Origin of the sequence: Hydrocarboniphaga sp. (genome assembly GCF_965279055.1) — a bacterium.
Classification (GTDB): Bacteria; Pseudomonadota; Gammaproteobacteria; order Nevskiales; family Nevskiaceae; genus Hydrocarboniphaga.
The window spans coordinates 3,709,358-3,735,455 of sequence record NZ_OZ257125.1 but is presented as its reverse complement, the minus strand read 5'-3'; the positions used below and the strand labels follow the sequence as shown (position 1 = coordinate 3,735,455).

Genomic DNA, 26,098 nt, shown 5'->3' with positions numbered 1-26,098 from the left:
AAGATCAGAAATCGTAGTTCAGCTCGGCGCCGAACATGCGCGGCGAGCCGACGGCCGTGGAGTTCACGCCCAGCGACGCGGTCAGCGCGAAGCCGCCGGCGTAGTACTCCTTGTCGGTCAGGTTGCGCGCATAGGCGGCCAGCGAGAAATGCGAACCGAACAGGTCCTGCCAGCTGTAGCGCAGGTTGACGATGCCGTAGCCGGGGATTTCGGTGCCGGGCGTGATCGTCGAGTTGTTGTTGGAGAAATACATCGGGGTCTGGCCGTAGAGATCGGCGCGCAGATCCATCGTGCCCCAGGCTTCGGGCGTCGGCAGCAGCAGGCTGGCGTACACCGAGCCCGATGCGCGCGGCGTGTCGGCGTAAGGGCCGAACACGTAGGTGGTGCCGAAGACTTCTGCAGTGTCGTGGCCGTCCATGAAACGCGCATAGGTCCAGGCGCCGGACAGGCCGGTTTCCAGCCGCGGGAAAGGCTTGATCGTCAGATCCATTTCCAGGCCGGAAACCTGCGCTTTCGGCACGTTGACGGTGTAGGCGATCGAGCTGGCCGGGCCCGGCGGATCGGGGAATTCGGCGCGCTGGATGTCGTCGATCCACTGGTTGAATACGGCGACGTTGGCGCGCACCGGGCGATCGAGCAGGCGGCCGGCAAACTTGGCGCCGAGCTCGACGTCGTACGTGGTCTCGGGCTTGAACTGGTTGGTCAGGCCGTCGACGCCGGCGACGGTCGGCGGCGCGGTGCCGTTGAAACCGCCGCTGCGCCAGCTGCGCCGGTGCGTCAGGTACAGCAGCAGGTCGTCGGTGGCCTGGTAGGACAGGCCCAGCGTCCAGCTCGGATCGCTGTCGTGCGTGCTCTGGCGCACCGGCTGCGTCGGGTCGGCCAGATTCGAGCTGCCTTCGAGCTGGTGGATGTTGACCGACTCCCAGGTGTAGCGCGCGCCGGCGGTGAAGCTCAGTTTCTGGGTGAGCGCATACGTGCCCTGTGCGAACACCGCCGGCGTCTCGTCCTCGATCTGGAAGTGGCTGTCGACACTGCTGCCGAGCTGCACCGGCGAGTAGTCGAAGTAGACCTGTGGGAACAGCGTCTTCGCCACTTCCTTCTGGTAGTAGGCGCCGACGATGTAGTTCAGCGCGTCGTCGAAGGCCAGGCCCTGCAGCTGCACTTCGTCGGAAACGCTGCGGTTTTCGACGTGATTGCCGAACTCGTCCAGCGACAGGTTCGCCGAGTAGAACACGGCGTAGGGCGCGCCGACCGAGCTGCCGAGGTCGCGCGTGTCGGACCTGGCGTAGCCGAAGATGTTCTTCAGCTTGATCTTGTCGCTGAGCTGATAGCTGGTCGCGTTGGAGACCAGCACGTCGTCCTCGTCGTGAAACACCGGCGCGACTTCGTTGGCGTCCCAGAAGCCGAGCTTCGGCGAATCCTGGTCGAGGTAGGCGGCGATGCCGGCCGGATTCAGGTTCGGGTGCGCCGCGATGTAGGAATCCCAGAAGCCGGGGCCGTAGTAGGCGTCGACGCCGGGGCTGAACAGCGCGTCGCTGGCGCAGTTCACCACGTTAGGATCGTCGCAGACGATGCCGAAGGTATTCGGATCGATATGGCCGCGGTTGACGGTGCGCAGCCGCGTCGCGGTGCTGGTGCCCTTGATACTGTCGGCTTCGAACACCAGCGAGTTTTCGAGCTTGTCGAGCGGCCGCCACAGCGCGCTGAGGCGGCCGCTCTTGCGGTCGACCTGGCCCAGATCGCGGCCGTCGTATTCGTTGTGCTGAAAACCCTGCTGATAGATCGCGTCGCCGGCGAGGCGCAGCAGCAGGGTCTTGTCGAACAGCGGAATATTGATCGCGGCCTGGCCTTCGCTGAGGTCGTAGCTGCCGCCGCGATATTTGACGTAGCCGCCGAATTCTTCGTCCGGCTTGGCCGAGGTATACAGCACCGCGCCGCCGGTGGTGTTGCGGCCGAACAAGGTGCCTTGCGGGCCTTTCAGCACCTGGATCGATTCGAGGTCGAAGAAAGTCGAGGCGCCGCCGCCGCCCAGCTGCACTTCGTTGAAGTAGGGCACGACCGCGGTGCGCGAGCCGGTGAAGGCGTCGACGGTCTGGCCGCGGATCGAGAACGTCAGCGAGTTCGAGCCCTGGGTCTGGCGCACAGTCAGGCCGGGCACCGAAAGCTGCAGGTCGGCCTGCGAACTGATGCCTTGCGCCTCCAGCGCCGCGGCGCCGAGCGCGGTGATCGAAGTCGGCACTTTCTCCAGGCTTTCGGCCTGGCGCCGCGCTGTGACAGTGACTTCCTCGATGTCGTCGCCGCGGACCGCCGTCGGTTCCGTCGCCGCCGGTTCGGTTGCCGGCGTTGCGGCATCCGTCGTGGCCTCTTGTGCGGCCGCCGCGGCCGGCAGCAGCGACATCAGCGCGGCCAGCGCAACCGATGTCGAGGTTGTTTTACGACTCAAGACCACATCTGCTTTTGTGCTCACGGTTATCTCTCCCAGTCCCCGTCGATCCACGTTTTCGCGGCTTGTTGCCGCTTGTGCTTTATTTTTTTGAGCCGCCTTACAGCGACAGCGCCCTGGCGCGTGCCGCCTGGATCTCGCTCAGGTGATTCACCGGGTCGCCGGCCGTGATGCCGCCGTCGACCGGCAGCACCACGCCGGTGATCTGGGCCGCGCGATCGCTGGCCAGGAACAGCACGACGTTGGCGACGTCGACCGGGTAGCCGGTGCGCTTCAGCGGCTGGTTGATGTCGAAGGCCGCGCCGACCGCGGCTTTCACTCGCGCCGCGACTTCGGGCGCTGCATCGGGCGGCGCGAACGAGGTCAGCGGCGTGCGGATATGGCCTGGTGCAAGGCAATTCACGCGGATGCCGTACTCGGCGAAGTCGATCGCGCTGGACTTGCTGAACATGATCACCGCGGCCTTGCTGGCGCGGTAGCTCATCAGCGCCTGGCCGGGCAGCACGCCGGCGATCGAGGCGTTGTTGATGATCACGCCGCCGCCGTTTTTCGCCATGTGCTTTGCTGCGGCCTGGCTGCCGGCCATCACGCCGAACAGGTTGATGCCGATCACGCGCTGAAAATCCTGCAGATCGTCGTCGAGAAAACGCGGGTACTGCGCGCCGGAGATGCCGGCGTTGTTGAACATGATGTGCAGGCCGCCGAAATGCGACACCGCGAATGCGACCAGCGCCTTGACGTCGTCGCCATTGGACACGTCGCAGCGTTTGAACACGGCAGCAGCGCCGAACTGCGCGGCGAATGCCTCGCCCTGCTGGGTGTCGACGTCGGCGAGCACCACGTGCGCGCCTTCGGCGACAAACAACTCCACGGTCGCACGGCCGATGCCGCCGACGGCGCCGGTGACGATGGCTACTTTTCCGGCTAGTTCCTGGGGCACGGGCAACTCCGCATTTTGTCATTCCCGCGTAAGCGGGAATCCAGTGAGAGCCACAGCAGCGCTTTCTGCTCTGGATTCCCGCTTGCGCGGGAATGACGGGGTGTAGTGGGGCGCTGTCTCCGAATCAGCCGCGCCGCCTGAACGTCAGCGGCAGCTTCTCGATCGAGCGTACCGCCACCGTCGGCTGATAGCGGATCTGATCCACCGGTATCGCCAGCTTGATATCGCTGATACGCCGCACGATTTCGCGCGCCGCAACCTTGATCTCCATGCGCGACAGCGAGGCACCGACGCAGCGGTGTACGCCGACACCGAAGGCGACGTGCTTGCTGATGTTGCTGCGGTTCAGGTCGAAGTCGCGCGGGCAGGCGAACTGGGTTTCGTCGTCGTTGCCGGAGGCGTAGAGCACCAGCAGGTGCGCGTCCTTCGGCAACTTGCGGCCGCCGAGTTCGACTTCTTTGGTCGTCATCTTCGCCAGGCCGCGCACCGGCGGCTCGATGCGCAGCAGCTCCTCGACGAAGCGGTTCATCAGGCGGTCGTCGTCGACCGATTCCTGCAGCGTCTTCGCCACTTCCGGGCGCGTCGCCAGCACGAACAGCAGGTTGCCGATCGCGGTCGCGGTGGTGTCGTTGCCGGCGATGATCAGCGCACGCACCAGCGACACCGCCTCGCCGAATTCCAGCTTGCTGCCGTCGTCCAGCGTCGCATGCACCAGGTCGCTGATCATGTCCTCGCGCGGCTGCGCTTCGCGCGCCTTCATCTCGGCGATGATGAAGTTCTGCAGATCGCAGATCTGCGCCGCGTTTTCCAGCATCTGCTCGCGGTTCTGCATGCGGCCGATCTGCGCGGTCACCGCCGACGACCAGCGCTGGATCTTGCCGGCGTTGAACTGCGCCAGGCCCAGCTGCTCGCAGATCACCGAAATCGTCAGCGGGATCGCGAAGTCGTTGACGCCGTCGACGACCTGGCCGCCGGCGGCCTTGTCGGCGAGCTGTTCGATCAGGTCGGTGATGATTCTGGTGATGCCCGGCTCCAGCGTCGCGACGCGATGCGCGGTGAAGGCCTTGTCGAGCAGGCGGCGTACACGAGTGTGGCCGGGCGGATCGTCCTTGATCGCGTCGGCGAAGAAGCCGCCGCCGTCACGCTCGAGGATTTCCTTGAACTCGGCGAAGAAGCCGCTGGCGTACTGCGCGGCGTAGCCGTGCTTGTCGGAGTAGGTCAGCGGATCGCGCAGCACGGTGACGATGTCGTCGTAGCGCGACACCAGCCACATGCCGAGCTTGTCGTCGTAATGCACCGGGTCTTCGGTGCGCATCGCCTGGTAGAAGGCCGTGGGCTGCGCGCCGATCGCCGGGTTGCTCAGGCTCATGTCGGCGAGCGCGGTTTTGCCAAACCCTGCCGGGCACTGGCCGGCCTGCGTGGATTCCATTTGGCGATCTCTGGTGTGGTTGACGATGCGCGCGGCCTACTGCAGCGCGGTCTCGCTGCCGGCCGGCATCTGGTAGGCGGGCAGAGTCTTGGCGGACGCGCCGTTGCGCGGCACGGACCGATATTCGCGCGGGCTCATGTTGAAGTTGCGCTTGAACATCCGGCTGAAATGCGCGGCGCTCTTGAAGCCGACCTTGTAGGCGACCTTGCTGACCGAAATGTCGCCGGGCTTGCTCGACGCCAGCCACAGGCTGGCCATCTTCAGCCGCTTTTCCCAGACCAGCGTCGAGAACGGCGTGCCGTGGACCTTGAACAGGAACGACAGGTAGCGCGCGGAAATGCCGCAGCCCTTGGCAACCGTGGCGACACTCAGCGTCGGGTCGGACAGGTGGATGTCGATGTAGCGCATCACGTCCTGCAGACGCTGGTCGGAGATCGTCTGCCGCACCGGGCAGGCGGCGTCGCGCTTGATCGCGTCGCTGAGCACCGACAGCGCGCTGTCGATCAGCAGCTGCGAGCTGTGTTCGGCGAGCTCGCCTGCGTCTTCGAAGATGTCGGTCAGGATGTGCTCGGCGATGACGAACTCGCGACCGCGCGCCGACACCGAAAAGCCGGTGCTGACGTCCTGGGGAATGAAGCGGCGCAGCGAATGCGCCGGGATGATCACGTGAAACACTTCGTGCAGGCCGTCGTCGTCGGTCTGGCATTCGATCGAAAACGGCGTCGCCGACTTGGTGATGACGAAGTCGCCGGCGCGCGCGACGCAATGGCCGGTCTGGTGCGACACGCACAGCCGGCCGCGCTTGACGAACCACAGCACGGTGACGTCGGTGGCGTCTTCGCGGATATGCGCCCAGGTGCGCTTGAAGAACAGCCGCGTCTTCGAGCGCAGCCGGATGATCGAGCAGGAGCCGACGGCCTTCTTGTCGGCGCGCACGTCGATCACCGAACCGGCCTCGATCGAATATTCGCCCAGGTAATACTCCTGGTTGCGGGCGCCGCGGAAACTGTTCTGGCAGTTGCGGTAGTTGCGCTCGTCGAATGCAAACAGTGTTTCCGTCACCTTGAGTTCTCCGGCCGTACTCTGTGCCTTGCCCGCGCCATCCGCCGATCTGCGTGCCGGCTGTCGCTCGATTCTAGCTCGCGGCCCGGCGGCCATCCCCGCATTGCGCGCGGCGGCTTGTACATTTCGCGCATGGACAAGGCCGCGGTTGCCGCATCAGCGGGTCACGCCGGCCTCGGCGAGCTGCTGCTGCTGTTCGGCACTGAGCCCGAGAATCCCGCCGAGGACGTAGGCGTTGTGCTCGCCCAGCCGCGGTGCCGCATCACGGATCGCGGCGCCGCGCGTCAGCTTCCACGACGGCCCGACGATGGTCTTGCCGTTGCCGGCCGCGTCGTGGACCTCGGCGTAGAAGCCCGACGCCCACAGATGCGTATCGGCCACCAGGTCCACCGAACTCTGGCTGGCGGCGGCGGCGACGGCGTGCCGCTGCAGCTCGTTGGCGAGTTCGGCGGCGTCGCGGCCGGCCGTCCATTGCGCGATCAGTGCGTCGAGCGCGTCCTCGTTGGCCTTGCGATCGGCGTATTGCGCAAAGCGCGCGTCGCCGGCCAGCCCGATGGTGGTGGCCAGCGCATTCCAGCTGGCGTCCGAGGCCACCGCGATGCTGATCCAGCCGCCGTCGCGGCAGGGGTAGCAGCCGTGCGGCGCCATCTGCGCATGGCGGTTGCCGTCGCTTTCGGTGATGCGGCCGTTCAAGGCGAAATCCATGATCGAGTCGCCGATCATGCTGCTCATGGTTTCGACCGCGGACACATCGATGAACTGGCCGACGCCGCTGTGGCGCCGGTACAGCAGTGCGACCGTCGCCGCATACGCGGCGGCGGCGCCGAAAGTGGAATCCGCATAGCGCACGTTCATGCCGGCCGGCGCGCCGCCGGCATAACCGACCAGCGCGCTGACGCCGCCGAGCGCGGCGAAGCACGGCGCGTAACCGCTCTGGTAGGCGAGCGGCCCGGTCTTGCCCCACATGCCCATCGCCACGTAGACGATGCCGGGGTTCACCGCCTTTACCGCTTCGTAACCCAGGCCCAGGCGATCGACCGCGCCGGGCCGCAGGTTCTCGATGACGACGTCGGCGTGACGTAGCAGATCCAGCAGCAGCGCGATGCCGCGCGGCGTCTTCATGTCGATCTGCACGCTGAGCTTCTGCGGATTCACCGCCTGGAAGCCGGGCGCCTGGTCGATGTCGGCGACGCCGTAGGTGCGGGTCACGTCGAGCGAGCCCAGGCTTTCGACGCGGATCACTTCGGCACCGAGAAAGCCGAGCAGCTTGCCGGCGTAGGGGCCGGCCCAGACCTTGGTCAGCTCGACGACGCGCAGGCCGGCCAGGGGGCCGCCGCGGCTGCTTTTTTTCCCCTCTCCCACCGGGAGAGGGCTAGGGGTGAGGGCGCTTCCGATAGCCGGCAACTTGCTATCGGCAGCGCCCTCACCCGGCGCTGCGCGCCACCCTCTCCCGGAGGGAGAGGGCAACAGCACAGCGTTGTTGTGTTGTCCGAGCGACGGCGCCGGCGTGACGATCTGCGCCGGCGTCGCGCCAAGCTTGTACGGCACGGTCGGATAGCTTGCTCTGCCGAGCACCGGATGGTTCACCTCGCTGAAGAAGCCGCGATGCTGGTATTGCGGCGACTGCTGCAGATCGCGCGCGTTGTTGACCGCGACCAGGGTCAGGCCGAGCTGCTGCGCGGCGGCGGATACCTCGTCCTTGCGCTGCGTCGCCAGCCATCGGCCGATGTGCAGCCGGCATTCGGCGACGCGCTCGGCGGTGCAGTCGCGCTCCAGCCAGCGTTCCGGGAACGCCTTCATCCATGCCGGCTCGCCGAGCAGCTGGCCCAGCGCCTGCCAGTGCGCGGGCGCCGACATCCAGATGTAGGCGTAGCCGTCGGCACAGCGGAAGATGCCGGCCGGGCCGAACAGGTCGAATGCGCTGCGGTCGGGCCGCACGTCCATGTCGCCGGCGACCATCTGGCCGAGCACGTAGTCGACGCGCGAGGCCAGCACCTGTTGCCTGGAAATGTCGATGAACTGGCCACGCCCCGAGGTTTCGCGCTCATACAGCGCGGCGACGCTGCACAGCGCCGCTTCCAGCCCGGCCTCGTAGCTGGCCAGAAAACGGCCCGGGCCTTTCAGCGGCGGCAGTTTCGGGTCGGCGCCGCTGGGCGTGTGATAGCCCCAACCGCTGGCATGGAACACGTTGAGGTCTTCGGCATGCAGGCGATCGTCGGGCGGCGACTGGCCGAACGCGGTGATCGCGCACAGCAGCAGCTGCGGATGTGCCTGCTGGAAACGCTCGGGGTCCAGACCGAGCGGTGCCAGCCAGCCCGGCGCGTGATCGTCGATGACCAGATCGACGCCGCGCAGCAGTGTCTGCAGCGATTCGATGCCGGCCGCGTCCGACAGATCGAGTTCGACCGAGCGCTTGTTGGTGTTGAGATAGGCGAACAGCCCGCTGTTCTCGGGTGCGTTGCCATGCACCGAAAACGGACCCAGCGCGCGCGTCGGGCTGCCGAACTGCGGGCGCTCGATCTTGAGCACGTCGGCGCCGAAGTCCGCGAGCAGCTTGCCGCAGTATTCGCCAGCGACGCTCTCGGAGAGTTCCAGCACTTTGTAGGGTTTCAATGCGGACAAGGCAGGCTCCTGGTTTGTTCCCTCTCCCTCCGGGAGAGGGTGGCGCGAAGCGACGGGTGAGGGTGCCGTCGCGATAGCCGCCCTCGTTGTGACGGATGGGCCCTCACCCCGGCCCTCTCCCGGAGGGAGAGGGAGTTCAGACGACGCGCGTCAGCTCGTAGTCACCGGCGTCGTCTACCTGCGCCTTCCAGCCCGGATACACCACGATCGTGGTGAAGGTCTCCTCGATGATCGCCGGGCCGCTGACTTCGGTACCGGGCTTGAATTCGGCGCCGAGGAACACCGGCGTCGCCTGATAGCCCTTGCCGAGATTGGCGCGGCGCGTCTTCACCGGCTTGGGCGCGATCCGGGTCGCGGTGAAGCCGGCCGCAACGCGCGGCGACGGCGTCGCGACGGAGGCGACCAGGCGCACGCCGGTGACTTCCGGCAGCTCGCCTTCGCGAATGTGGCCGAACTCCTCGGTGTGGCGCGCGTTGAACAGCGCGATCGCCTTGCCGCTCAGCGCGGCATCGACGAAGGACAGGTCGTGCAGGCCCTGATGGGTCTGCAGATCGAAAGTCAGCGACCAGTTCTGCCCGGGATAGCGCATCTTCATCTGGTATTGCGCGCTGAGTTGCGTAGCCGGGAAGCGAGCTTCGGTGAAGTATTTCGCGGCGCGCGTTTCCAGCTCGCTCCACAGCGCCCTGAGCTTGTCCAGATCCAGGCCGCCGGCCGGCGCGATATACGAGCGCTCCTCGTCGATGCTCGGATTGGCGACCAGGGTGCCCAGCGCCGAGAACGTCGGCGAGGCTTTCGGCACCAGGACCTTGGCAATGCCCAGGTCTTCGGCCTGCACCGCGGCGAACACCGGGCCGTTGCCGCCATAGGCGAGCATGACCATGTCTTTCGGGTCGATGCCCTTGCCGGCGACGGTGCGCGTGACCGCCTGGCTCATGTTGGCGTTGACCACGCGGAAGCAGTCGAAAGCCGCGTCTTCGGCGCTGTAGCCCATCGCCTCGCCAAGCTGCTGGAAGGCCTCGGCCACGCCCTGTTGGGTCAGCGAGAAGCTGCCGCCGGCGAAGTCCGAATCGGCGGACAGAATACCGAGCATCAGCAGCGCGTCGGTGATCGTCGGCCGCGTGCCGCCGCGGCCATAGCAGATCGGGCCGGGCTCGGAGCCCGCCGAAGCCGGGCCGACTTCGAGCGCGCCCTTGTTGACGTAGCAGATCGAGCCGCCGCCGGCGCCGAGCGTTTCTACCTTCACCATCGGCACGCCGATCAGGTAGCGGTGATGCATGTTCCAGCCGGTTTCGGCCGGCGCGGCGCCGTTGATGACCACCGACATGTCGTAGGAGGTGCCGCCCATGTCGACGCACAGCAGGTTCGGATAACCCTTGGCGCCGCCGACATGCGCCGAGCCGATCACACCGCCGGCCGGGCCGGAGGCGAGCACGCGGATCGGCGCGCCCTCGATGTATTCCCTGGTCATCACGCCGCCGCTGGCCTGCATCACCATCAGCTGGTGCGCGTAGCCGGCCTGCTTCAGCCGCTCCACCAGTTTTTCCAGGTACGAGGTCACGCGCGGCGCGACGTAGGCGTTGACCACGGTCGTGCTGGTGCGGTCGTACTCCGGCGCGCGCGGCAGCACTTCGTGCGAGTTCGACAGGTGTACGCCGGGCATTTCCTCACGCACGATCTGCGCGACGCGCTTTTCGTGCGCGCTGTTGACGAACGAGAACAGCAGCGAAATCGCCACCGATTCCACGCCCTGCTTCTTCAGCCGGCGACAGCTCTCACGGACCGCAGCTTCGTCGAGTTGCTTGTAGACCGTGCCGTCCGCCAGCACGCGTTCCGGCACGGTCAGCCGCCGGCGCCGCGGCGTGATCTCGACCGGCGGCGCCAGGCGCACGTCCCAGATGTCTTCCTTGTAGCCGCGGCGATATTCGATCTCGTCGCGAAAACCCTCGGTGGTGATCAGGCCGGTGACGGCGCCGTTCATTTCGATCAGGGTGTTGTCGGCGATGGTCGTGCCGTGCACGATCGCATCGCAGCTTTTCAGGAAATCGCCGAGCGCCAGGCCTTCGATTTCGGCGAGTTTCTTCAGGCCGGTCATCACGCCGATCGAGCGATCGTCCGGCGTGCTCAGGTTCTTGTGCAGCACCACGTCGCTGCCCTTGAGCATCGCGAAATCGGTGAAGGTGCCGCCTACGTCGATGCCGACTCGATAAGTCACGATGCGTGCCTCAGGCTGCGTTGGCCACGAGCGTGGCCTTCAATTTGCTGCGTAGTGCTTCGGTCGCGGCGACGTCGACGGCGAGGTCGTATTCCGCCAGCGTGCCGCTGAGCACGACGCCGTACTTGTCGCGTGCCGCCTGCAGGCTGACTTTCTCGTCGAGCACGTCGTCCTTGACCGCTTCCGGATCGCGCAGCAGCGCGCGGCCGAAACCGGCGCCGCCGCCGTGCTGGTAGGCGATCACCGCGTTGGCCGGCAGCTGCGCCTGTGTCGACAGCTCGATCTTGCGTTCGCGCGCGCTGCCGACTTCGAAGTGGTTGGAATAGGGGCCGGCATCGTCGCCGCCACAGAGGCCGCGCAGCGGATGCTCGGACGACACCATCCAGGCCATCGCCATCGTCGGCTCCAGCACTTTCTTGACGTTGAGGCTGCCGGGCTGGCCGCGCCACTGGCCGGCGCCGCCGGAATCGGTGGTCATTTCGCGGCTGATGTTGATGATCGGGAAGCGGCTCTCGGCGTCTTCGGCTTCCGACAGCAACAGATTGCCGAGGCCGACGCAGGACGAGCCCCAGCCGTCGACGCCTTGTACCGCGGAGGCATCCATCGAGCGCGCGTCGACACCCTGGTCCATCCACATGCCGCGCGCGTCGAATCCGATCACCGCGTTCGGCATGCCGATCTTGTAGACCTGCGGGCAGGAGCGCTCCGGCACGACGTCGGCGAGTGCGACGCAGATCGCCTCGATGATTTCGCAGGCCGGGTGGAACGAGCCCAGCGCCGCCGGCTTGTTGATCGGCGGATGCACGATGGTGTTTTCCGGCAGCACGATCTCGACCGCGTGGAACAGGCCTTCGTTCTTGACGATGCGCGGATCGATCATCGACGCCAGCTGGGTCATCGCATAGCCGCGGCTGTTGGCGAAGGTGTTCCAGACGCCAACCAGCTCGGGCCGCGCGTCGGAGCCGGTCAGGTCGACCTTGAGCTGATCGCCCTTGACCGTGCATTCGACGTGCACGTGCACGTCCTTGGTGCCCAGCGTGTCGTGATCGATCAGCACGTCGGCGGAGTAGGAACCGTCCGGCCATTTCGCGATTTCTTCGCGGAAGCTTCTTTCGGTGTGGTCGATGTTGTAGTTGACCGCGGCCTTGACCGTCTCCGCGCCCCATTTGCGCACCACGCCTTCGAGCAGCTTCACGCAGTGCTGCACGGCGCCGATCATCGCCGCCAGATCGCCGGCGAACGACGGGAAGCGGTTGTTGCGCTCCAGCAGCTTGATCACGTCGCGACGCTTTTCGCCGCGATGCACCAGCTTCAGGCAGGGGATCGCCAGGCCTTCGGTGAAAATGTCGGTGGCCTCCAGCGTGAAGCCGCCCGGGTCCTTGCCGCCGGTGTCGCCCTGGTGAGCCTGCAGCGCCTGGATCAGCACCAGCTCGCCGTTGTCGTCGTAAACCGGCGCGTAGACGTTGTAGTCCGGCAGATGTCCGCCGCCGAAATCCGGATCGTTGCCGACGAACACGTCGCCCGGGCCCCAGTCGTAGGCGTCGAGAAACTGCAGGCCGTAGCGCACCGTCAGCTGCGAAATGAACACCAGGTGCGGCGTGCCGACCGACACGCCGGCGAGGCGGCCGTGCGCGTCGATGATGCTGCCGTTGCGCTCGTTGGACTGGTTGATGATCGGCGACGAGGCGGCTCGGCCCAGATGCGTCGCCGCCTCGAAGCACACGGTCTCGAAGGCGCCGCGAATGATGCTGGCGGTGACCGGATCGACTTTCGCCGTAGTCGGCAGCGGCTCGCGCTTCGCGGCGAGCTTGTGGTTCAGTTCAAATGACATGGCTATTCTCCGGACCTGTGGCCGCATGTTCCGGTGATCGGCGCAGTGATTCTCGACAGAACGTGCAGATCGTTCGATAGCGGCGTGCTTGCGCCCTCTCCCCTTGCGGGAGAGGGTGTCGCGTAGCGACGGTAGAGGGGTTGTGCGATTGCAGCGTGTAACCCCCTCTCCCGGCCCTTCGGGCCACCCTCTCCCACAAGGGGAGAGGGGCAAAGGCTTAGCTGTGCTTCAAAGCTTTCATCATCTTCCGATCCGGCACCATCCAGTCCGAACTCGGATACAGCGGCGTGATCGCGGTGGCAGCGTCGAGTTCGGCGATGTCGGCCGCATCGAGCCTGATGGCGGCGGCGCCGAGGTTGTCGTCGAGCTGGTGCAGCTTGGTCGCGCCGATCAGCACGCTGCCGACGCCGGGCCGCGCCAGCAGCCAGGCGATGGCCAGCTGCGGCAGGCTGATCGCGCGCGCCGCGGCGATGCGGCGCATCACGTCCAGCAGGGCAAAACCCTCGTCGCGGTCGAAAGCCAGCATGTCGAAGCCGGAGAAGCGGTTGTCCGGCCTGGCCAGATCCTCGCGGCTGTAGGCACCGCTCAGGAAGCCGTAGGCGAGCGGGCTCCACACCGTCATGCCCAGGCCATAGCGGCGCATCATCGGCAGCATGTCGCGCTCGACGTCGCGGCCGAGCAGCGAGTAGTACATCTGGCCATGCGTGAACGGCGCCAGGCCGCGCGCCTTCTGGATTTCCATCGCCGCGGCGACGCTCCAGGCCGACCAGTTGGAATAGCCGATGTAGCGCACCTTGCCGCTGCGCACCAGGCTGTCGAAGGCTTCCAGCGTTTCTTCCAGCGGCGTGTAGGGATCTTCGCGATGCGCGATGTAGCAGTCGATCCAGTCGGTGCCGAGACGCCGCAGGCTCTGCTCGACCGACCACAGGATATGGCGCCGCGACAGGCCACCGTGGATCAGCGTGCGGTCGCCGCCGCGGTTGCCGACCTTGGTCGTGATCACGACCTTGTCGCGATGGCTTTTCAGCGCCGCGCCGAGCAGCGTTTCGGATTCGCCGTCGGCATAGACGTCGGCGGTGTCGAAGAAGTTGACGCCGGCATCGAGCGCGCGGCCGACCAGGGCATGCGCCAGCTCGGCGCCGACCTTGTAGACCGAGGCCAGCGACTGATTGCCCTGGGTGAACGTCAGCGCGCCGAAGCCCAGCCGCGACACGGCCAGGCCGGTGTTGCCGAGCAGCGCGTACTGCATCGCGACGACGCTACTTCTTGGCCTTGCGGCCCGAGCGGCTCAAGCGAAAATCGGGCGGATAATCGTTGTCGTTGTCCTTGACCGCGTTGTTCAGGCCCTTGCCGAAGGTTTCCTTGTTCAAGGTCAGCTCGTCGGCGTCGTTCTTGACCATGCCGAGCATGGACTCGAGCCAGCCGGTCATCATGCTGCCCATGTACTCGCCCTGCTGCTGCTTCATGATCTCGAAGAACTGCTTCTGCATGTAGACCACGTCGGTCGGCCGCGTGCGCGCGCAGGAAGTCGCGTATTTTTCGACTTCGGCTTCGAGCTGGTCGCGCGGCACGACGCTGTTGAGGAAGTTGCAGTCCTGCATTTCCTTGGCGGTGAACGGCCGGCCGGTGAACACCATCTCCTGGAACTTGCGCATGCCCATCATCTGCGCCCATTGCCACATGCGCGGGCCCCAACCGACATAGCGGAACGAGGGGTGGCCGAACAGCGCGTCGTCCGAGGAGATCACCAGGTCGGCGTCGGCCGCCTGGTAGAAATGCCAGCCGTAGCAATAGCCTTTGACTTCGAGAATGCTGATCTTCTTGAAATCCTGCAGGCTGCGGCAGCCGTAGCTGGCGTTGGCGTAGAGCTGGGTCAGCTGCGCCAGGTAGCGGTAGCTGCCCTTGGGCGGATATTTGACGTCCTCGTCGTCCTTGATCCGGAACTCGTGCAGCAGCGAGTAGTCGTCATCGTCGTTCAGCATCGCCTCCTGCTCGGGCAGGTCGGCGCCGCCGCCGAGATGGTTGCCGACGCCGCGCACGACCAGCACCTTGACGTCGTCGTCGACGTTGGCGCGATGGATCAGGTCGGCATAGCGCAGCCGCGCGGCGATGGTCGGCGCGTTCAGCTGGTCGGGCCGGTTCAGCGTAATCGTCGCGATCTTGGTCTTCGGGTCCTTCTTGTAGAGGACGATTTCCTCGGGCGTCGGCTGTTTGGCCTTGCTTGCCATGCTGTTCTCCTGGTTCGACTCGCGGGTCGTTTTTATAGTCGGTGCCGGCGCAGGCGGGCGGGGGAGCCCGGCACTGGTCAGCATTGTTGAGTTATCCACCCTGGCGGGCGCCGCTGTCCTGACATTTGGTGTGGCCGGGTCTACAATCAGTGCAAATCGCTGCGCCGGGACGCCGGTTGCAGCCCATTGCTGGAGGAAGCAATGAGCCAGAGTTACTTTTACGCACTAGAAGGCCCGCTGGACTCGATGCCGGCGGAGCGGCAGATGCGCACCGCCAATTTCAGCGGCTTCTCCGATCTGGTGCGCAGCCTCGGCGCCGACCCGCGCGAGATCCTGGAGCGCCACGGCGTCGACCCGCGCGTGATCCGCGACCCGGATTCCTATATCAACTGCAAGTCCCTGGTCGACGTGCTCGAGTACTGCAGCACGCGCTTCAACGATCCGCTGTTCGGTCTGCGCCTGGCCCAGCACCAGGACGTGGACCTGTTCGGCTCGGTCACCGCGCTGTGCCGCGCGGCGCCGACGTTCCGCGACGCGATCACCAGTTTCATCGACTACATCCCGGTAGTGCATTCGCCGGTGACTCTGATGGAACTGGTCGAGGGCCGCGACACCGCCGAGCTGCGCTGGTGCGTGCGCAGCGACCTGGGCTCCAACAACCAGGCGAACTACCAGGCAGCACTGTTGGATGTGAACTTCATGCGCGCGATCGGCGGCCGCGCGTTCCGCGCCAGCTATGTCAATCTCGCCGTGGACACGCGGCAGAAGGACATCGCCGAAATCGAGAGCCGGCTCGGCTGCCGCTTCAATGCAAAAGCCAGCACCAGCGCGATCGCGTTCCCGATCGAAATGCTGAACCAGAGCGTGGCCACGTCCAATCGCATGCTGTACCGGCTGCTCGGCGGTTATCTCGGCCAGGTCAAGGCGGCGTCGCGCAAGACCGTGGTCGAGCGGGTCGAGGATTACGTGCGCGGCTCGCTGCCCTCGGGCAACTGCTCGATCGAGCACGGCGCCAAGAAGCTCGGCACCTCGGTGCGCACGCTGCAGGCCAATCTCAGCGACTGCGGCCTGAAGTTTTCCGACATTCTCGAGCGCCAGCGTGTCGATCTGGCCAAGGCTTACCTGGAACGCGGCCAGCTGTCGCTGGACGATGTCGCGGCATCGCTGGGTTATTCCGAGCAATCCAGCTTCGGCCGCGCATTCAAGCGCTGGACCGGCGTCACGCCGCAGCAGTTCCGGCGCGATCTGGGGACGGCGCGGCGGCACTGAGCCCTCGACTGCGAAACATTCAGAGCTGAGTGGAGCGCGATCGACTCTGGCAGGCCTCGGTCGCGGACAGGGTCCGCTCCTACGGTAATGCCGGAGAGCTTGTAGGAGCGGACCCTGTCCGCGACCCAACATCAGAGCGGCGCCGTCGTCTCCGCCAGAAACCCGACTAGCAATTTCCATGAGCGCTCGTCGGCGCGTCGGTCGTAGGCAATCCCCGCGCGGCCCATCTTGTCGATGCCCGGCACGCTGAAACCGTGCGGCACGCCGCCGAGCAGATGCAGCTGCCAGTCGACGCCGGCCTGATCCATTTGCCTCTCGAAACCCGCGCGCATCTCCGCCGGCACCAGCGGGTCGGCGCTGCCTTCTATCAGCAGCAGTTTGGCCCTGATCGCGCGATTGTCGTCGGGATGGCTCAGCGGCAGGCCCGCATGCAGACCGACCACGCCACGCAGATCGGCGCCCGCCCGCGCCAGTTCTAGCGCCACGGTGCCGCCGAAGCAGTAGCCGAGCGCGGCGATGCGCCGCGTGTCGACACCGGGCTGCGATGTGAGCACCGCCAGCGCGGCGGCGGCGCGATCGCGTGTCAGGCGGGTGTCGGCGAACAGTGCGCCGAGTGCTTCCCTGCCAGCGGCGCCATCGATACCGTCGGCGCCTAGATAGTCGGCGCAGAACACGCTGTAGCCGAGATCGGCGAGGCGCGCGGCGGTGCGACGCTCGAAGTCGCCGAGGCTGGGTGCATTGTGGGCGAGCAGCACGCCGGCGCCGCGGGGTGCATCAGGCGCTGCATAGTGACCGGCGTAAGCCTGCCCGGCGCTGTCGCGATACTCGATGTCCCGCTGTTGCATCGGCTTTCTGCGCCACTGTCGTCTTGCCGCGCAGCCTATTCGCAGCAGGGTCGATGCGGATAGTGGGCTCCTCTACAATGCGATGACTTCCGGCCGTCCACCCAACGTAGCGATGAAACCGCAATGAGCCCGCCCCGCGGAACCAAGGACAGTAGCGCTCCCGCCGGCGAGCGGCGCCGTTACGAAAGCCCGCTGCGGCAGCAGCAGGCCAGCGAGACGCGCGACCGCATCCTCGGCGCCGGTGCCGATCTGGTGCGCGGCTTCCCGAGCTGGGACTGGCGCGGCCTGACCTTCCGCGCGGTCGGCGAGCGCGCCGGTGTCAGCGAGCGCACCGTGCATCGTCACTTCTCCACCGAGCGCAAGCTGCGCGACGCGGTGGTGCAGCGCCTGACCGAAGAATCCGGCGTGACCCTGGATCACCTGGAGCTGGACGAGTTTTCTGCGCTGGTCACGCGGATGTTCTCGTATCTGTCGTCGTTCGCGGTGACGCCGACCGCAGTGGTCGATCCCTCGTTCGCGGCGATCGACCAGCACCGCCGCAACTCGCTGCTGGAGGCGGTGGTACGGGCCACGCCGGACTGGAGCCGGTCGCAGCGCGAGATGGTCGCCGCGGTGCTCGACATGCTGTGGAACGTGCCGCCCTACGAGCGACTGGTAACGGCCTGGCACCTGGAGCCGGAGCGCGCAACGCGCACCGTGACCTGGGTCATCGACCTGATCAGAGAGGCGATCCGCGAGGGCAAGCGGCCGCAGGGCTGAGCGCGCCGCGGACCACCGAGGTTCGCAGCGCAATGCCGCGCTGAGCTAGAACTGGCTGAGCGGCAGCCGCACGACGATGCCGTCGAGCTCCGGCCTGACCGCGATCTGGCAGCACAGCCGGCTGTTGGGCTCCACGTGCAGCGCGCCGTCGAGCATCATCGTTTCGTCTTCCGACATCGCCGGCAAGGCGCCGCTGTATTCGATGTAGCCGTGGCAGGTGGCGCAGCTGCAGGCGCCGCCGCAGTCGCCGATGATGCCCGGCACCATGTTGTCGACCGCGGCCTGCATCAGGGTTTTGCCGGCTTCGCACTCGACCAGATGCTCGGTGCCGTCGTGCTGGATGAAAAGAATCTTGGGCATGGGACTCGTGGGGCTGAGGTCGCCGCCGTTAATCGACGTTAATCAACGGCGCTGTTAATTGAAGGCATTAAGCTGACATCAATTTGATGCGCCGTCAACGATGCCTCGCGCGCAAGGCATTTCGCGTAATTGGTCTGGCTGCGAGCGCTGAAATGCCTGCAGCCGCAATTTGCATCCGCGCCGGCGCGTGGCGCGCGTTTCCCCGCATAAGATTTCTGGCGGCCCTATCGAGGCAACGGCGCCACAGCCGTTCCCGCCAATAAAAAACAGGAGAGACTGCGCATGACGCGACACGCGACGGACAAGCCAGTGGTGCTGATCACGGGCGCCAGCGCCGGCATCGGCGACGCGATCGCGCGGCGCTTTGCGGCGGGCGGTTTCAATATCGTCGCGGTCGCCAGAAGGCCGCAGCCGCTGGCGCGCCTCGTGGAGTCGCTGTCGGCGATCGCGGAAGTGAAAACCATGGCCGCGGATGTCGCTGCCGCCGACACGCCGCAGCGCGCGGTGCAACTGGCGATGGAATCTTTCGGCCGGCTCGACTGCCTGGTCAACAACGCCGGCTCCGGCCGCTGGGCACCGCTGCACGAAACCGACGACGCGATGATGAACGAGGTCATCGACATCAGCCTGAAAGCGCCGTTTCGATTTTCGCGCGAGGCGCTCGCGGTGATGAAGCCGGGCTCGTCGATCATCAACGTCGGTTCGGTCTACGGCCTCGTCGGCGGCCTCAACGGCGGCATCTACTGCGCGGTCAAGGCCGGCATGATCGGCATGACGCAGGCGATCGCGGTGCAGTACGGTGCCAACGGCATCCGCGCCAACGTGGTCGCGCCCGGCGTGATCAAGACCGACATGACCAAGGACTTCTGGGACACCGCCGGCTTTCAGCGCACCAACCACGAAATGACGCCGTTCAACCGCGAAGGTACCGTCGAGGACGTCGCCAACGCGGTGCATTTTCTGGCCTCGGGCGAGGGCAGCTATATCAACGGCCAGACGCTGGCGCTGGACGGTGGCTGGTCGACCACCAAGTTTCTCAGCATGGACGCGCTGCTTGCCGAGCGCGTGCCGGCATAGACCTAGGAGTAGGCGGCGCGCAGCCGCGGCGCGATCTGCTCGCCGAACAGCTTGAGGAAGCGCGCCTGGTCCGGGCCTGGTGCGTGAAACACCAGGTGGTTGAAACCCAGTTCTACATAGCGGCCGATCTGCGCGACCGCGTCCTGCGCATCGACGCTGACGATCCAGCGTGAGGCCGCGCGTTCGATCGGCAGCGCGTCGGCGAGCTGTTCCATCTGCAGCGGATCTTCGACGTTGAGCTTTTCTTCCGGCTTCAGCGCCAGCGCGCCCCAGAAGCGCGTGTCCTGCAGCGCGCGCTCGCGATCGGTGTCGAAAGACAGCTTGATTTCGATCATCCGGTCGAACGCCGGCTTCGGCGCCTTCTGCAAACCGACCTCGAGATTCGGCAGCAGGGTCTCGGTGTACAGCTCCCATTTCTTGCCGCTGGTGCAGATGAAGCCTTCGCCTTTCTCACCGGCGAACCTGGCCATGAACGGCCCGGCCGCGGCGATGTAGATCGGCACCGGCTGCTCGGGTCTGTCGTAAATCGTCGCGTTCTCGGTCTTGTAGAACTGGCCGTGATAACTCAGCCGCTCCTCGCTCCACAGCCGGCGGATCAGATCGACCGCTTCCTTGAAACGCGCGGTGCGCTCGAACTGCTCGGGCCAGGTGATGCCGCTGGACGGCACTTCGTTGAGCGACTCGCCGGTGCCGATGCCCAGCGCAACGCGCCCCGGGAACATCGCGCCGAGCGTGCCGAAAGCATGCGCGACGATCGAGGGGTGATAGCGGAACGTCGGCGTCAGCACGCTGGTACCCATCTGTACCCGCGTCGTGCGCGCGCCGAGCGCGCCGAGCCAGGCCAGTGAAAACGGCGCATGGCCGCCGGTGTGTCGCCACGGTTGGAAATGATCGCTGATCCACACCGAATCCAGCCCGATTTTTTCCGCGAGCACGCCGTAGTCGAGCAACTCGTTCGGCGCGAACTGTTCGGAAGACGCCTTGTAACCGAGCTTCAGCGGAGCTTTCATCGTGTTCGACCTGGACGCATGACGATGCCTGGAAATGAAAAGTATCGATTCGAGTATCGATGCCGCAACGGAAAAGCGTCAACGCGATGCGGCGTGGGCGCTCGCGAATGTCCCGATATCATCGCAATTCGTCTGGCGACGAAATTAGTCGCCGCAAAAAAAGCCCGGCCGACCTTTCGATGGCCCGGGCCTTCTGCCTACCTCGTCAAACGACTACGGGCAGCACGGCACCCCGAAACAGCAGGCGGCGCCTACGACGCAACAGGTGCCCGCGGCGAGAGCGATTGATGACGTGCTCAGAGCGATGAGCGCTCCCGCAATTTTGATGAACTTGGATTTCATAAAGCCTCTTGGCGATTGATGTGGCGGTTGCACGAGCAATGACTAAACGGCTATCGGAGGACGCCAGATGCGATGTTGGAGTGTTGGCGAGTAGGTGGCATGAGGCGGAGCCACTGCCGGCTTGAAGCAATCGGCCGGCATCCGATCTGATCTGTCGCGCGCACAAGAGAATCGGCCGGCCGGCGCTGAAGCCGATTTCGGCAACCAAGGCACGCATCTCACCGGATAGCGCACGCGCGTCATCGCCCTCAATGCCGGCGGGCTTGTCGCTGTTGCCATAACCACGCATGTCCGGTACGAGTATCGCCATCCCGACTGACGCCAAAACGGGAGCGACCTTGTGCCAGACCATCCATGCCGCGTCGCATGTCGGTCACGCCCGCCGCCAGCCACACCTGCGTGCCGGCCGGCAGGCCGATCATGCGCGGCGTGCCAGGCAGTCGATGATCATGCGTAGCCGCTGCGCATCGACCGCGCCGTGCAGGCGGATCGTGGCGTCGCCGATCACGATCTCGATCGGCGATTCCGGTGGCGCGCTGGGCGGCGTCGTCGCCGGCGCATCGACCGCCATCACTGGCAGCAGCTCAGGGCTCTTCGGAATTGGGCGCGCTGCCGCGGCCTCGTGAGCCTTGATCCACTTGCGCAGCAGATTCGCAACGACCTCGTGGATCAGCGCCAGCCTCGCCACCGATACGCCCGGCCGCAGGCATTCTTCCACCAGCGCACGTTTGCCTTCCCGGCTGTAGATGCAGCGACCGTTGCTCTTCCGGCTCCCCACAAATCCCGGCACCGCCCCACTGAGTCTCTCTGCCATAGGTGTCCACCATCATTAAGTGGACACCATCCTCACGACTCAATCCTTGGAGCACCAGACGGCCTTCAGCGGCTTTCAATTACCCACATCCTTTGATGCGAGCAAGTAGCCGAGTTCGATATCGGTGAGACGTGCCATACCTCGCCAGATGACGGTGTTGCCGGGTGGCGGGTCGCTGGCTCGTGCCAGATAGCCGCCCAGTCGAGCCAGGCGAACGAGATAACTTGAAACGGTCTTCTTTCGTTTCGCGCTTTGGCCGGTGTCGGCAACGAGCCTGTCGAGCAATTCGATTTCGAGCGACGTGAATGCCATCGCCGGCGAGCCGTTGGGCTCGGTACGATGCAACATCGTCAGCCAGAAAATTCGCCAGCTGAGAATGCAAAATATCGCGAGCAGATTCGCCAGGCGCTCGGCGGTTCGCAGCTTTGACTCTTCGGCTTTACAGCCGGACTTCAGAATCTTGTGGAAGACCTCGATCTTCCAGCGCAATGAATACCAGCGCAGCTTCTCGATGACATCGGCACGGGAGTTCACTGGTAAGTTGGTGATCAGCTTCCATTCAATCCGATCGCGACCGGCTGGCGTGCCGCGCTCAGTGGCGTGGATGACCGTGAGTCGGAGAGCAGGATATCGTCCCCGCTTGCCGATCGGCGGCAGAACCTGGATACGCCGAAATCGAAGCTCGAGAACGGCCTCGCATAGATTGCCCTTGCGGTCTCGGACTTCGACTCGATGCAGACCCTTGCAGCTGACTTCCTCCATCTCGTCGGCGATGGTGTGTTCACCATCTCCGGCCAGACGATCGACGCAGGTACGGATTAGAAAATGCGTTCCTGCAGCTTGCGCGGTGCAAAATAGTTCATAGATGTCGCTTTCACGATCGCCGATATGAACGCATCGACCGGGCTCACCCAGGAGTGCCGTCGACTGCTCGACATTTTCCAACCAGCGGATGCTCTCCTTGGCCTCGATCGGAACCCGCGTGGGATTGATCTTCTTCTTCAGCGCGTTGGTGCCCTTGAACTTCTTCCTCGTCCAGAACTTGGTGGCGGCCAATCCCAGCGGCAAGCCTTCTGTCGTCAGCACCAGGCTGGAGTGGAGCAGAATGCCGCAGCCGGTGTGAAGCTTTTGCGCCCCACTGAGCGTCTTGCCAATCGGTGTTTTGCCCAAGATGCCGATGGCGTCAACGTCGCCACGGGCGTATGAAAACTCGGTGGTGTCGTGCAGGACCAGAACCGGCGTGGTGGTCGCAGCGAACCGGTCGCGCGTCGATCGAAAATGACCGGCGAGAATATCGGCTTCATTGACGCGCGCGTTGGCGAGGAACCGATAAGCCGCCTTAGTATTCGCCCAGTCCTGGCAGACCATCGGGATGCTTCCACCAGGATCGCCCGAGAGTTGCCCCAACAGCGCCTCGAATCGTCTTGCAAGGCGAGCATCTTTAAACAAGCTGCCTGCCGATTCCCGATCGAGCCAGCGGGAATCGCCAGAATCACCGTCACCCCGCTTCGACATCGTCATTGGGCACCGTGCATATCAGAACACGGAAACCATCTATCTCAAATGCTACAAATCAATGCAAGAACTTTCTGTAAATAATTGCCTGCGCTCAGTTATTTGTGGGTAATTGAAAGCTTCAGCGGACGCTTACGGTGATTCGGGCGGTCGAGATGGCGGTCTGGCAGCGCCAGGGGGATCCTGCACTCGGATCGCGGTAGCCAATTCCAGAGCGGCGACTACCAGCGGTTCTTGAAGCAAAACACGCTGCTCTGCTCGATGAGTGCGGTCGGACATTGCGGTGACAACGCCGCCTGCGAGGGCTGCTAAGTACCTCTCCGAAGAGATGGGCATTCGTACTATCGAAACGCGAAGCCACTCACGTCGCATCAACGATCCCTGGAGTGGAAATATTTCAGATGGGCAGACGCGCCGGGAGTTGATGCTACCGCACGAAATTCGTGAACTCTCTCGTCGCGAGGAGCTTTTGATAGTCGAGGCTGCGCCGCCGATAAAGGCCAATAAGATTTACTACTATCGGGACCGCACCTTCACGAAACTCATTCGACCGACGCTGATTCGACCGAGATTGCAAAACGGCATTGTGGAACCGCCACGGATGCCGGTGTCCCCTGTCAACCTCACTAACGACGAGATTGATGCGGTTCTAGACTATTCGGCGAAGCCACCTCTCGACTAGCGAGGGGTCGCTGAGACTTGCGCGTACTTCTCCGTCGTATTGCAGGCCGCGCTTGGGTCAGCGCAGAAGTAACGGGATCTTGGCCAGCTTACGCTTGGGTTGAACGGCATCGAGGTAGGAGGCCTGCAACGCGTCAGCTAACTGTAAAGCCAGATACGAGATCAGGCTATCGTCACACACATCGGTGTCCCATGCCGCGATCGGATTCACTCCCGCCCGGGTTCTGAGATGGGTAGTTAAAACGATCGGGATCTCAATAGAGAGCCTGATCGCTGAAGGCATAGGCAACCGTGTTGGTGCGGCCGGTGTAGCTTAACTCCCTCGTTTCTGGAGCTCGGCAATCGTCACGTCGGTACCTTGGAGACATGCCGCTCTTAATGACACCAACTGTGTCGGAGGGACACTTTTCAACGCGGTTTTTAGGCGTCGCACGTATTGTTCAATGCCACCTGGCAACTCGCTGTCATAGTCAAAAACGCATGTTGTTTCCGATTGATTCCACCAGAATTCCTCGAGCAGGGGCAAAACTAGGTACGGAGCCTTGAGAAGCGCGTCGGTAAGAGCTCCGTCCAAGTCCTCACGGGCGCCCGCATCTGTGACGGGATAGAGAGTGTGCACAACTTTGAGCCAATCGGGCCGCGCACCCTTAACGCCTGGAAGAACAATGGACTGCCACTTTCCGGATCTGATTAAAGTCTCTACCGTTTCGCCTGCTCCCCTTGAGTCGGCAAGCGCGAGAATTTGCTGTGGAGTCGCCGGTACTCCGGCAAAGGTGACTCCAACGAAGCTTATGGCGAGCAATGATAACGCAATGCGTGCTTTTGGATTCATGGCCTATAGGGAACCGAACCTTGTGATGGATACCCCGGCAAGCCGAGGTCAAACGACGGAAGTACGGGCGGAAGCGGCGGGCCTACCCACAGCGTGGAACCAGGTTCAGCATCGAGCAGACCGTTAAGCGTGTGCATATCGGGAGCCGATCCGGTGACGCAACCCTCGGAACAGAAAGGCGGATGCTTCGACGGCCCAAATGCGTTGGCGCAGCTATGAGAGCGGATATTTGTACGGTTCGATGTCGTACCTGAGCACGTACCCAACGCTCTGCCGTTCGGTTTGCCGGTGTAGCCGCCGTTCCATTTCCAACAACCAGCCGGGATCGGTCCCCTGCCCGTATCGTTCTGGCAGTCTAGGGAAGGTCTGAAAAACCCATTGCGAGTGGCGTGATGGTTGCTGCGATCTGTGGCTAGAAAAGAATCGGAGCGGAAGCAATGCAGTTGAGTTTCGGGGACGCGGAGTACGCGGGCAAGCGAAAACGGACACGTCGGGAGATTTTCCTAGCCGAGATGGACCAGGTGGTTCCGTGGAAGCTGCTGCTGTCGCTGATCGAGCCGGTGTATCCGGTGGGCGGCGATGGACGGCCGCCGTATCCGCTGGCGACGATGCTGCGCATTCACCTCATGCAGAACTGGTTCGGATTGTCGGATCCGGCGATGGAAGAGGCGCTGTACGAAGTCGCCTCGATGCGTCAGTTTGCCGGGCTGTCGCTGACGCGGCCGATTCCGGACGAGACCACGATTCTGAATTTCAGACACCTGCTGGAAACGTATGGGTTAGCGCTGGAGCTTTTCACCCGGATCAATGCCTACCTGGGGCGCAAAGGCTTGCTGCTCAAGCGCGGCAGCATGGTGGATGCCACGATCATTTCGGCGCCGAGTTCGACCAAGAACGCCGACGGTGAGCGCGATCCCGAGATGCACCAGACCAAGAAAGGCAATCAGTACTTTTTCGGCATGAAGGCGCACATCGGCGCGGACGTGGATTCTGGCTTGGTGCACACCGTGGTGGTAACCGCTGCCAATGAAGCCGACATCGCGGTGGTGGACGAGTTGCTGCACGGCAGGGAGCAAGTAGTCTATGCCGACGCGGGCTACACGGGCGCAGACAAGCGCGTGGTGAGAAAGAAACTGCAGTGGCAGATCGCGGCTCGCTCAAGCCGGATTCGTGCGATGCCGGAAGGCAGTCAAAAGCGCGCGGCTCAGCAGGCGGAATATGCCAAGGCTCGCGTTCGCGCCTTCGTCGAGCATCCGTTTCGCGTAATCAAGCGGCAGTTCGGCTACAACAAGGTGCGCTTCAAGGGCCTGGCGAAAAACACGGCGCAGGTGATGACCCTGTTTGCGCTGTCGAATCTGTGGATGGTGCGAAAGAAATTGCTGTCGATGACGGGGGAATTGCGCCCGCTGATACTCAATGTGGGATGAATTGTCACCGGTAAGCGTCTTTTGATCAGCTCAGGCCGATAAATGAATCAGTCGGCTTCGCAGAAAACAATCATGAAGGCAGCGCCGCAGTCACCGCTTCGACTTTCGGTGAGTTATTCAGAGGTTCCCTAGGTTGTTCTTGCAGTTTGACCCGCCGCCGTTATTGCCAGAAGCAACAGGAATCGTGACTGGATCGTTGTTATCAGGATCGTTTGGATCGCAGTGGAGGACGCCAGCACCGCCCTCAAAGTTCAGCGTGCACTTCGCCAAACCGAGCGTGTCAACGTAGCTCAGCGGATTGCGGTTCTGCCGATCCAAGAACATCCGACTCCTGGCCATTTTAATGACTGCGACGCGGCTCTGCGCGTCTGCGGGCGCCTATTCGATGTATTCAATCTTG

At 64.3% G+C, this 26,098-nt stretch carries 22 protein-coding genes and 1 pseudogene; 6 read left to right on the top strand and 17 right to left on the bottom strand.

From position 1 onward, the window contains the following. Positions 1–4: 4 nt before the first annotated feature. From ACQZF9_RS16845 to ACQZF9_RS16805, 9 genes are all read right to left on the bottom strand, one after another. A complete protein-coding gene (locus ACQZF9_RS16845) occupies positions 5–2,443 on the bottom strand; it encodes a TonB-dependent receptor (protein ID WP_428310116.1) in 2,439 nt (812 codons plus the stop codon). Positions 2,444–2,543: 100 nt separating this feature from the next. Beyond that, positions 2,544–3,383, bottom strand: a complete 840-nt coding sequence (locus ACQZF9_RS16840) for an SDR family NAD(P)-dependent oxidoreductase (RefSeq protein WP_428310115.1) — start codon at positions 3,381–3,383, stop codon at positions 2,544–2,546. Positions 3,384–3,507: 124 nt separating this feature from the next. Next, positions 3,508–4,812, bottom strand: coding sequence for a cytochrome P450 (locus ACQZF9_RS16835; protein WP_428310114.1), 1,305 nt, complete (start codon positions 4,810–4,812; stop codon positions 3,508–3,510). A gap of 36 nt (positions 4,813–4,848) precedes the next feature. Next, positions 4,849–5,874, bottom strand: a complete 1,026-nt coding sequence (locus tag ACQZF9_RS16830) for a helix-turn-helix domain-containing protein (RefSeq protein WP_428310113.1) — start codon at positions 5,872–5,874, stop codon at positions 4,849–4,851. A gap of 156 nt (positions 5,875–6,030) precedes the next feature. Then, positions 6,031–8,496, bottom strand: coding sequence for a CaiB/BaiF CoA transferase family protein (locus ACQZF9_RS16825; RefSeq protein ID WP_428310112.1), 2,466 nt, complete (start codon positions 8,494–8,496; stop codon positions 6,031–6,033). A 136-nt stretch (positions 8,497–8,632) separates the two neighbouring features. After that, positions 8,633–10,708, bottom strand: coding sequence for a hydantoinase/oxoprolinase family protein (locus ACQZF9_RS16820; protein WP_428310111.1), 2,076 nt, complete (start codon positions 10,706–10,708; stop codon positions 8,633–8,635). Between the two features lie 10 nt (positions 10,709–10,718). Continuing rightward, positions 10,719–12,539: a hydantoinase B/oxoprolinase family protein gene (locus ACQZF9_RS16815; protein WP_428310110.1), complete on the bottom strand. Its 1,821-nt coding sequence runs from the start codon at positions 12,537–12,539 to the stop codon at positions 10,719–10,721. 217 nt (positions 12,540–12,756) lie between these two features. After that, positions 12,757–13,788, bottom strand: a complete 1,032-nt coding sequence (locus tag ACQZF9_RS16810) for an aldo/keto reductase (protein WP_428310109.1) — start codon at positions 13,786–13,788, stop codon at positions 12,757–12,759. A gap of 10 nt (positions 13,789–13,798) precedes the next feature. After that, positions 13,799–14,767, bottom strand: a complete 969-nt coding sequence (locus tag ACQZF9_RS16805; RefSeq protein ID WP_428310108.1) for an enoyl-CoA hydratase/isomerase family protein — start codon at positions 14,765–14,767, stop codon at positions 13,799–13,801. Positions 14,768–14,968: 201 nt separating this feature from the next. Between ACQZF9_RS16805 and ACQZF9_RS16800 the strand changes: the two genes are divergently transcribed. Then, the gene (locus ACQZF9_RS16800) at positions 14,969–16,036 is read left to right on the top strand and encodes an AraC family transcriptional regulator ligand-binding domain-containing protein (protein ID WP_428310107.1); all 1,068 of its coding nucleotides are present in this window, start codon (positions 14,969–14,971) and stop codon (positions 16,034–16,036) included. Between the two features lie 131 nt (positions 16,037–16,167). Here the strand turns inward: ACQZF9_RS16800 and ACQZF9_RS16795 are convergent, their stop codons facing one another. Continuing rightward, positions 16,168–16,881 (bottom strand): dienelactone hydrolase family protein, encoded by a 714-nt coding sequence (locus tag ACQZF9_RS16795; protein ID WP_428310106.1) that lies wholly within the window; start codon positions 16,879–16,881, stop codon positions 16,168–16,170. 123 nt (positions 16,882–17,004) lie between these two features. Between ACQZF9_RS16795 and ACQZF9_RS16790 the strand changes: the two genes are divergently transcribed. Continuing rightward, complete coding sequence (locus ACQZF9_RS16790; RefSeq protein WP_428310105.1) at positions 17,005–17,640, top strand: TetR/AcrR family transcriptional regulator; 636 nt, start codon at positions 17,005–17,007, stop codon at positions 17,638–17,640. A gap of 45 nt (positions 17,641–17,685) precedes the next feature. Here the strand turns inward: ACQZF9_RS16790 and ACQZF9_RS16785 are convergent, their stop codons facing one another. After that, a complete protein-coding gene (locus ACQZF9_RS16785; protein ID WP_428310104.1) occupies positions 17,686–18,000 on the bottom strand; it encodes a 2Fe-2S iron-sulfur cluster-binding protein in 315 nt (104 codons plus the stop codon). A 282-nt stretch (positions 18,001–18,282) separates the two neighbouring features. Here ACQZF9_RS16785 and ACQZF9_RS16780 point away from each other — a divergent pair, with 282 nt between their 5' ends. After that, positions 18,283–19,077: an SDR family NAD(P)-dependent oxidoreductase gene (locus tag ACQZF9_RS16780; RefSeq protein WP_428310103.1), complete on the top strand. Its 795-nt coding sequence runs from the start codon at positions 18,283–18,285 to the stop codon at positions 19,075–19,077. Positions 19,078–19,079: 2 nt separating this feature from the next. Here ACQZF9_RS16780 and fgd read toward each other — a convergent pair whose 3' ends face one another. From fgd to ACQZF9_RS16760, 4 genes are all read right to left on the bottom strand, one after another. After that, positions 19,080–20,087, bottom strand: a complete 1,008-nt coding sequence (gene fgd, locus ACQZF9_RS16775) for a glucose-6-phosphate dehydrogenase (coenzyme-F420) (protein ID WP_428310102.1) — start codon at positions 20,085–20,087, stop codon at positions 19,080–19,082. A gap of 590 nt (positions 20,088–20,677) precedes the next feature. After that, positions 20,678–20,851, bottom strand: a complete 174-nt coding sequence (locus ACQZF9_RS16770; protein ID WP_428310101.1) for a hypothetical protein — start codon at positions 20,849–20,851, stop codon at positions 20,678–20,680. Then, complete coding sequence (gene tnpA, locus ACQZF9_RS16765) at positions 20,848–21,243, bottom strand: IS66-like element accessory protein TnpA (RefSeq protein ID WP_428310100.1); 396 nt, start codon at positions 21,241–21,243, stop codon at positions 20,848–20,850. Before tnpA ends, ACQZF9_RS16770 begins: the two co-directional genes overlap by 4 nt. A gap of 75 nt (positions 21,244–21,318) precedes the next feature. Further along, a complete protein-coding gene (locus tag ACQZF9_RS16760) occupies positions 21,319–22,764 on the bottom strand; it encodes an IS4 family transposase (RefSeq protein WP_428310099.1) in 1,446 nt (481 codons plus the stop codon). A 131-nt stretch (positions 22,765–22,895) separates the two neighbouring features. Here ACQZF9_RS16760 and ACQZF9_RS16755 point away from each other — a divergent pair. Together ACQZF9_RS16755 and ACQZF9_RS16750 are read left to right on the top strand one after the other, a co-directional pair. Beyond that, positions 22,896–23,064, top strand: a pseudogene (locus ACQZF9_RS16755) (DDE-type integrase/transposase/recombinase); the annotation flags it as partial. Between the two features lie 22 nt (positions 23,065–23,086). Beyond that, complete coding sequence (locus ACQZF9_RS16750; protein WP_428310098.1) at positions 23,087–23,440, top strand: type IV secretory system conjugative DNA transfer family protein; 354 nt, start codon at positions 23,087–23,089, stop codon at positions 23,438–23,440. A 57-nt stretch (positions 23,441–23,497) separates the two neighbouring features. Here the strand turns inward: ACQZF9_RS16750 and ACQZF9_RS16745 are convergent, their stop codons facing one another. Beyond that, a complete protein-coding gene (locus ACQZF9_RS16745) occupies positions 23,498–23,722 on the bottom strand; it encodes a hypothetical protein (RefSeq protein WP_428310097.1) in 225 nt (74 codons plus the stop codon). Positions 23,723–24,708: 986 nt separating this feature from the next. On the opposite strand from ACQZF9_RS16745, the gene ACQZF9_RS16740 reads away from it, so the two are divergent. After that, positions 24,709–25,698: an IS5 family transposase gene (locus ACQZF9_RS16740; RefSeq protein WP_428310096.1), complete on the top strand. Its 990-nt coding sequence runs from the start codon at positions 24,709–24,711 to the stop codon at positions 25,696–25,698. Between the two features lie 117 nt (positions 25,699–25,815). Here the strand turns inward: ACQZF9_RS16740 and ACQZF9_RS16735 are convergent, their stop codons facing one another. Next, positions 25,816–26,016 (bottom strand): hypothetical protein, encoded by a 201-nt coding sequence (locus tag ACQZF9_RS16735; protein WP_428310095.1) that lies wholly within the window; start codon positions 26,014–26,016, stop codon positions 25,816–25,818. Positions 26,017–26,098: the final 82 nt, after the last annotated feature.

What these genes read in the sequence shown, in the direction of transcription:
- ACQZF9_RS16835 (WP_428310114.1), bottom strand. Translation starts at nt 4,812, where the DNA reads ATGGAATCCACGCAGGCCGGCCAGTGCCCGGCAGGGTTTGGCAAAACC.
- ACQZF9_RS16815 (WP_428310110.1), bottom strand. Translation starts at nt 12,539, where the DNA reads ATGTCATTTGAACTGAACCACAAGCTCGCCGCGAAGCGCGAGCCGCTG.
- ACQZF9_RS16810 (WP_428310109.1), bottom strand. Translation starts at nt 13,788, where the DNA reads ATGCAGTACGCGCTGCTCGGCAACACCGGCCTGGCCGTGTCGCGGCTG.
- ACQZF9_RS16805 (WP_428310108.1), bottom strand. Translation starts at nt 14,767, where the DNA reads ATGGCAAGCAAGGCCAAACAGCCGACGCCCGAGGAAATCGTCCTCTAC.
- ACQZF9_RS16800 (WP_428310107.1), top strand. Translation starts at nt 14,969, where the DNA reads ATGAGCCAGAGTTACTTTTACGCACTAGAAGGCCCGCTGGACTCGATG.
- ACQZF9_RS16795 (WP_428310106.1), bottom strand. Translation starts at nt 16,881, where the DNA reads ATGCAACAGCGGGACATCGAGTATCGCGACAGCGCCGGGCAGGCTTAC.
- ACQZF9_RS16790 (WP_428310105.1), top strand. Translation starts at nt 17,005, where the DNA reads ATGAGCCCGCCCCGCGGAACCAAGGACAGTAGCGCTCCCGCCGGCGAG.
- ACQZF9_RS16785 (WP_428310104.1), bottom strand. Translation starts at nt 18,000, where the DNA reads ATGCCCAAGATTCTTTTCATCCAGCACGACGGCACCGAGCATCTGGTC.
- ACQZF9_RS16780 (WP_428310103.1), top strand. Translation starts at nt 18,283, where the DNA reads ATGACGCGACACGCGACGGACAAGCCAGTGGTGCTGATCACGGGCGCC.
- fgd (WP_428310102.1), bottom strand. Translation starts at nt 20,087, where the DNA reads ATGAAAGCTCCGCTGAAGCTCGGTTACAAGGCGTCTTCCGAACAGTTC.
- ACQZF9_RS16770 (WP_428310101.1), bottom strand. Translation starts at nt 20,851, where the DNA reads ATGATCGGCCTGCCGGCCGGCACGCAGGTGTGGCTGGCGGCGGGCGTG.
- tnpA (WP_428310100.1), bottom strand. Translation starts at nt 21,243, where the DNA reads ATGGCAGAGAGACTCAGTGGGGCGGTGCCGGGATTTGTGGGGAGCCGG.
- ACQZF9_RS16760 (WP_428310099.1), bottom strand. Translation starts at nt 22,764, where the DNA reads ATGACGATGTCGAAGCGGGGTGACGGTGATTCTGGCGATTCCCGCTGG.
- ACQZF9_RS16750 (WP_428310098.1), top strand. Translation starts at nt 23,087, where the DNA reads ATGGGCATTCGTACTATCGAAACGCGAAGCCACTCACGTCGCATCAAC.
- ACQZF9_RS16745 (WP_428310097.1), bottom strand. Translation starts at nt 23,722, where the DNA reads ATGCCTTCAGCGATCAGGCTCTCTATTGAGATCCCGATCGTTTTAACT.
- ACQZF9_RS16740 (WP_428310096.1), top strand. Translation starts at nt 24,709, where the DNA reads ATGCAGTTGAGTTTCGGGGACGCGGAGTACGCGGGCAAGCGAAAACGG.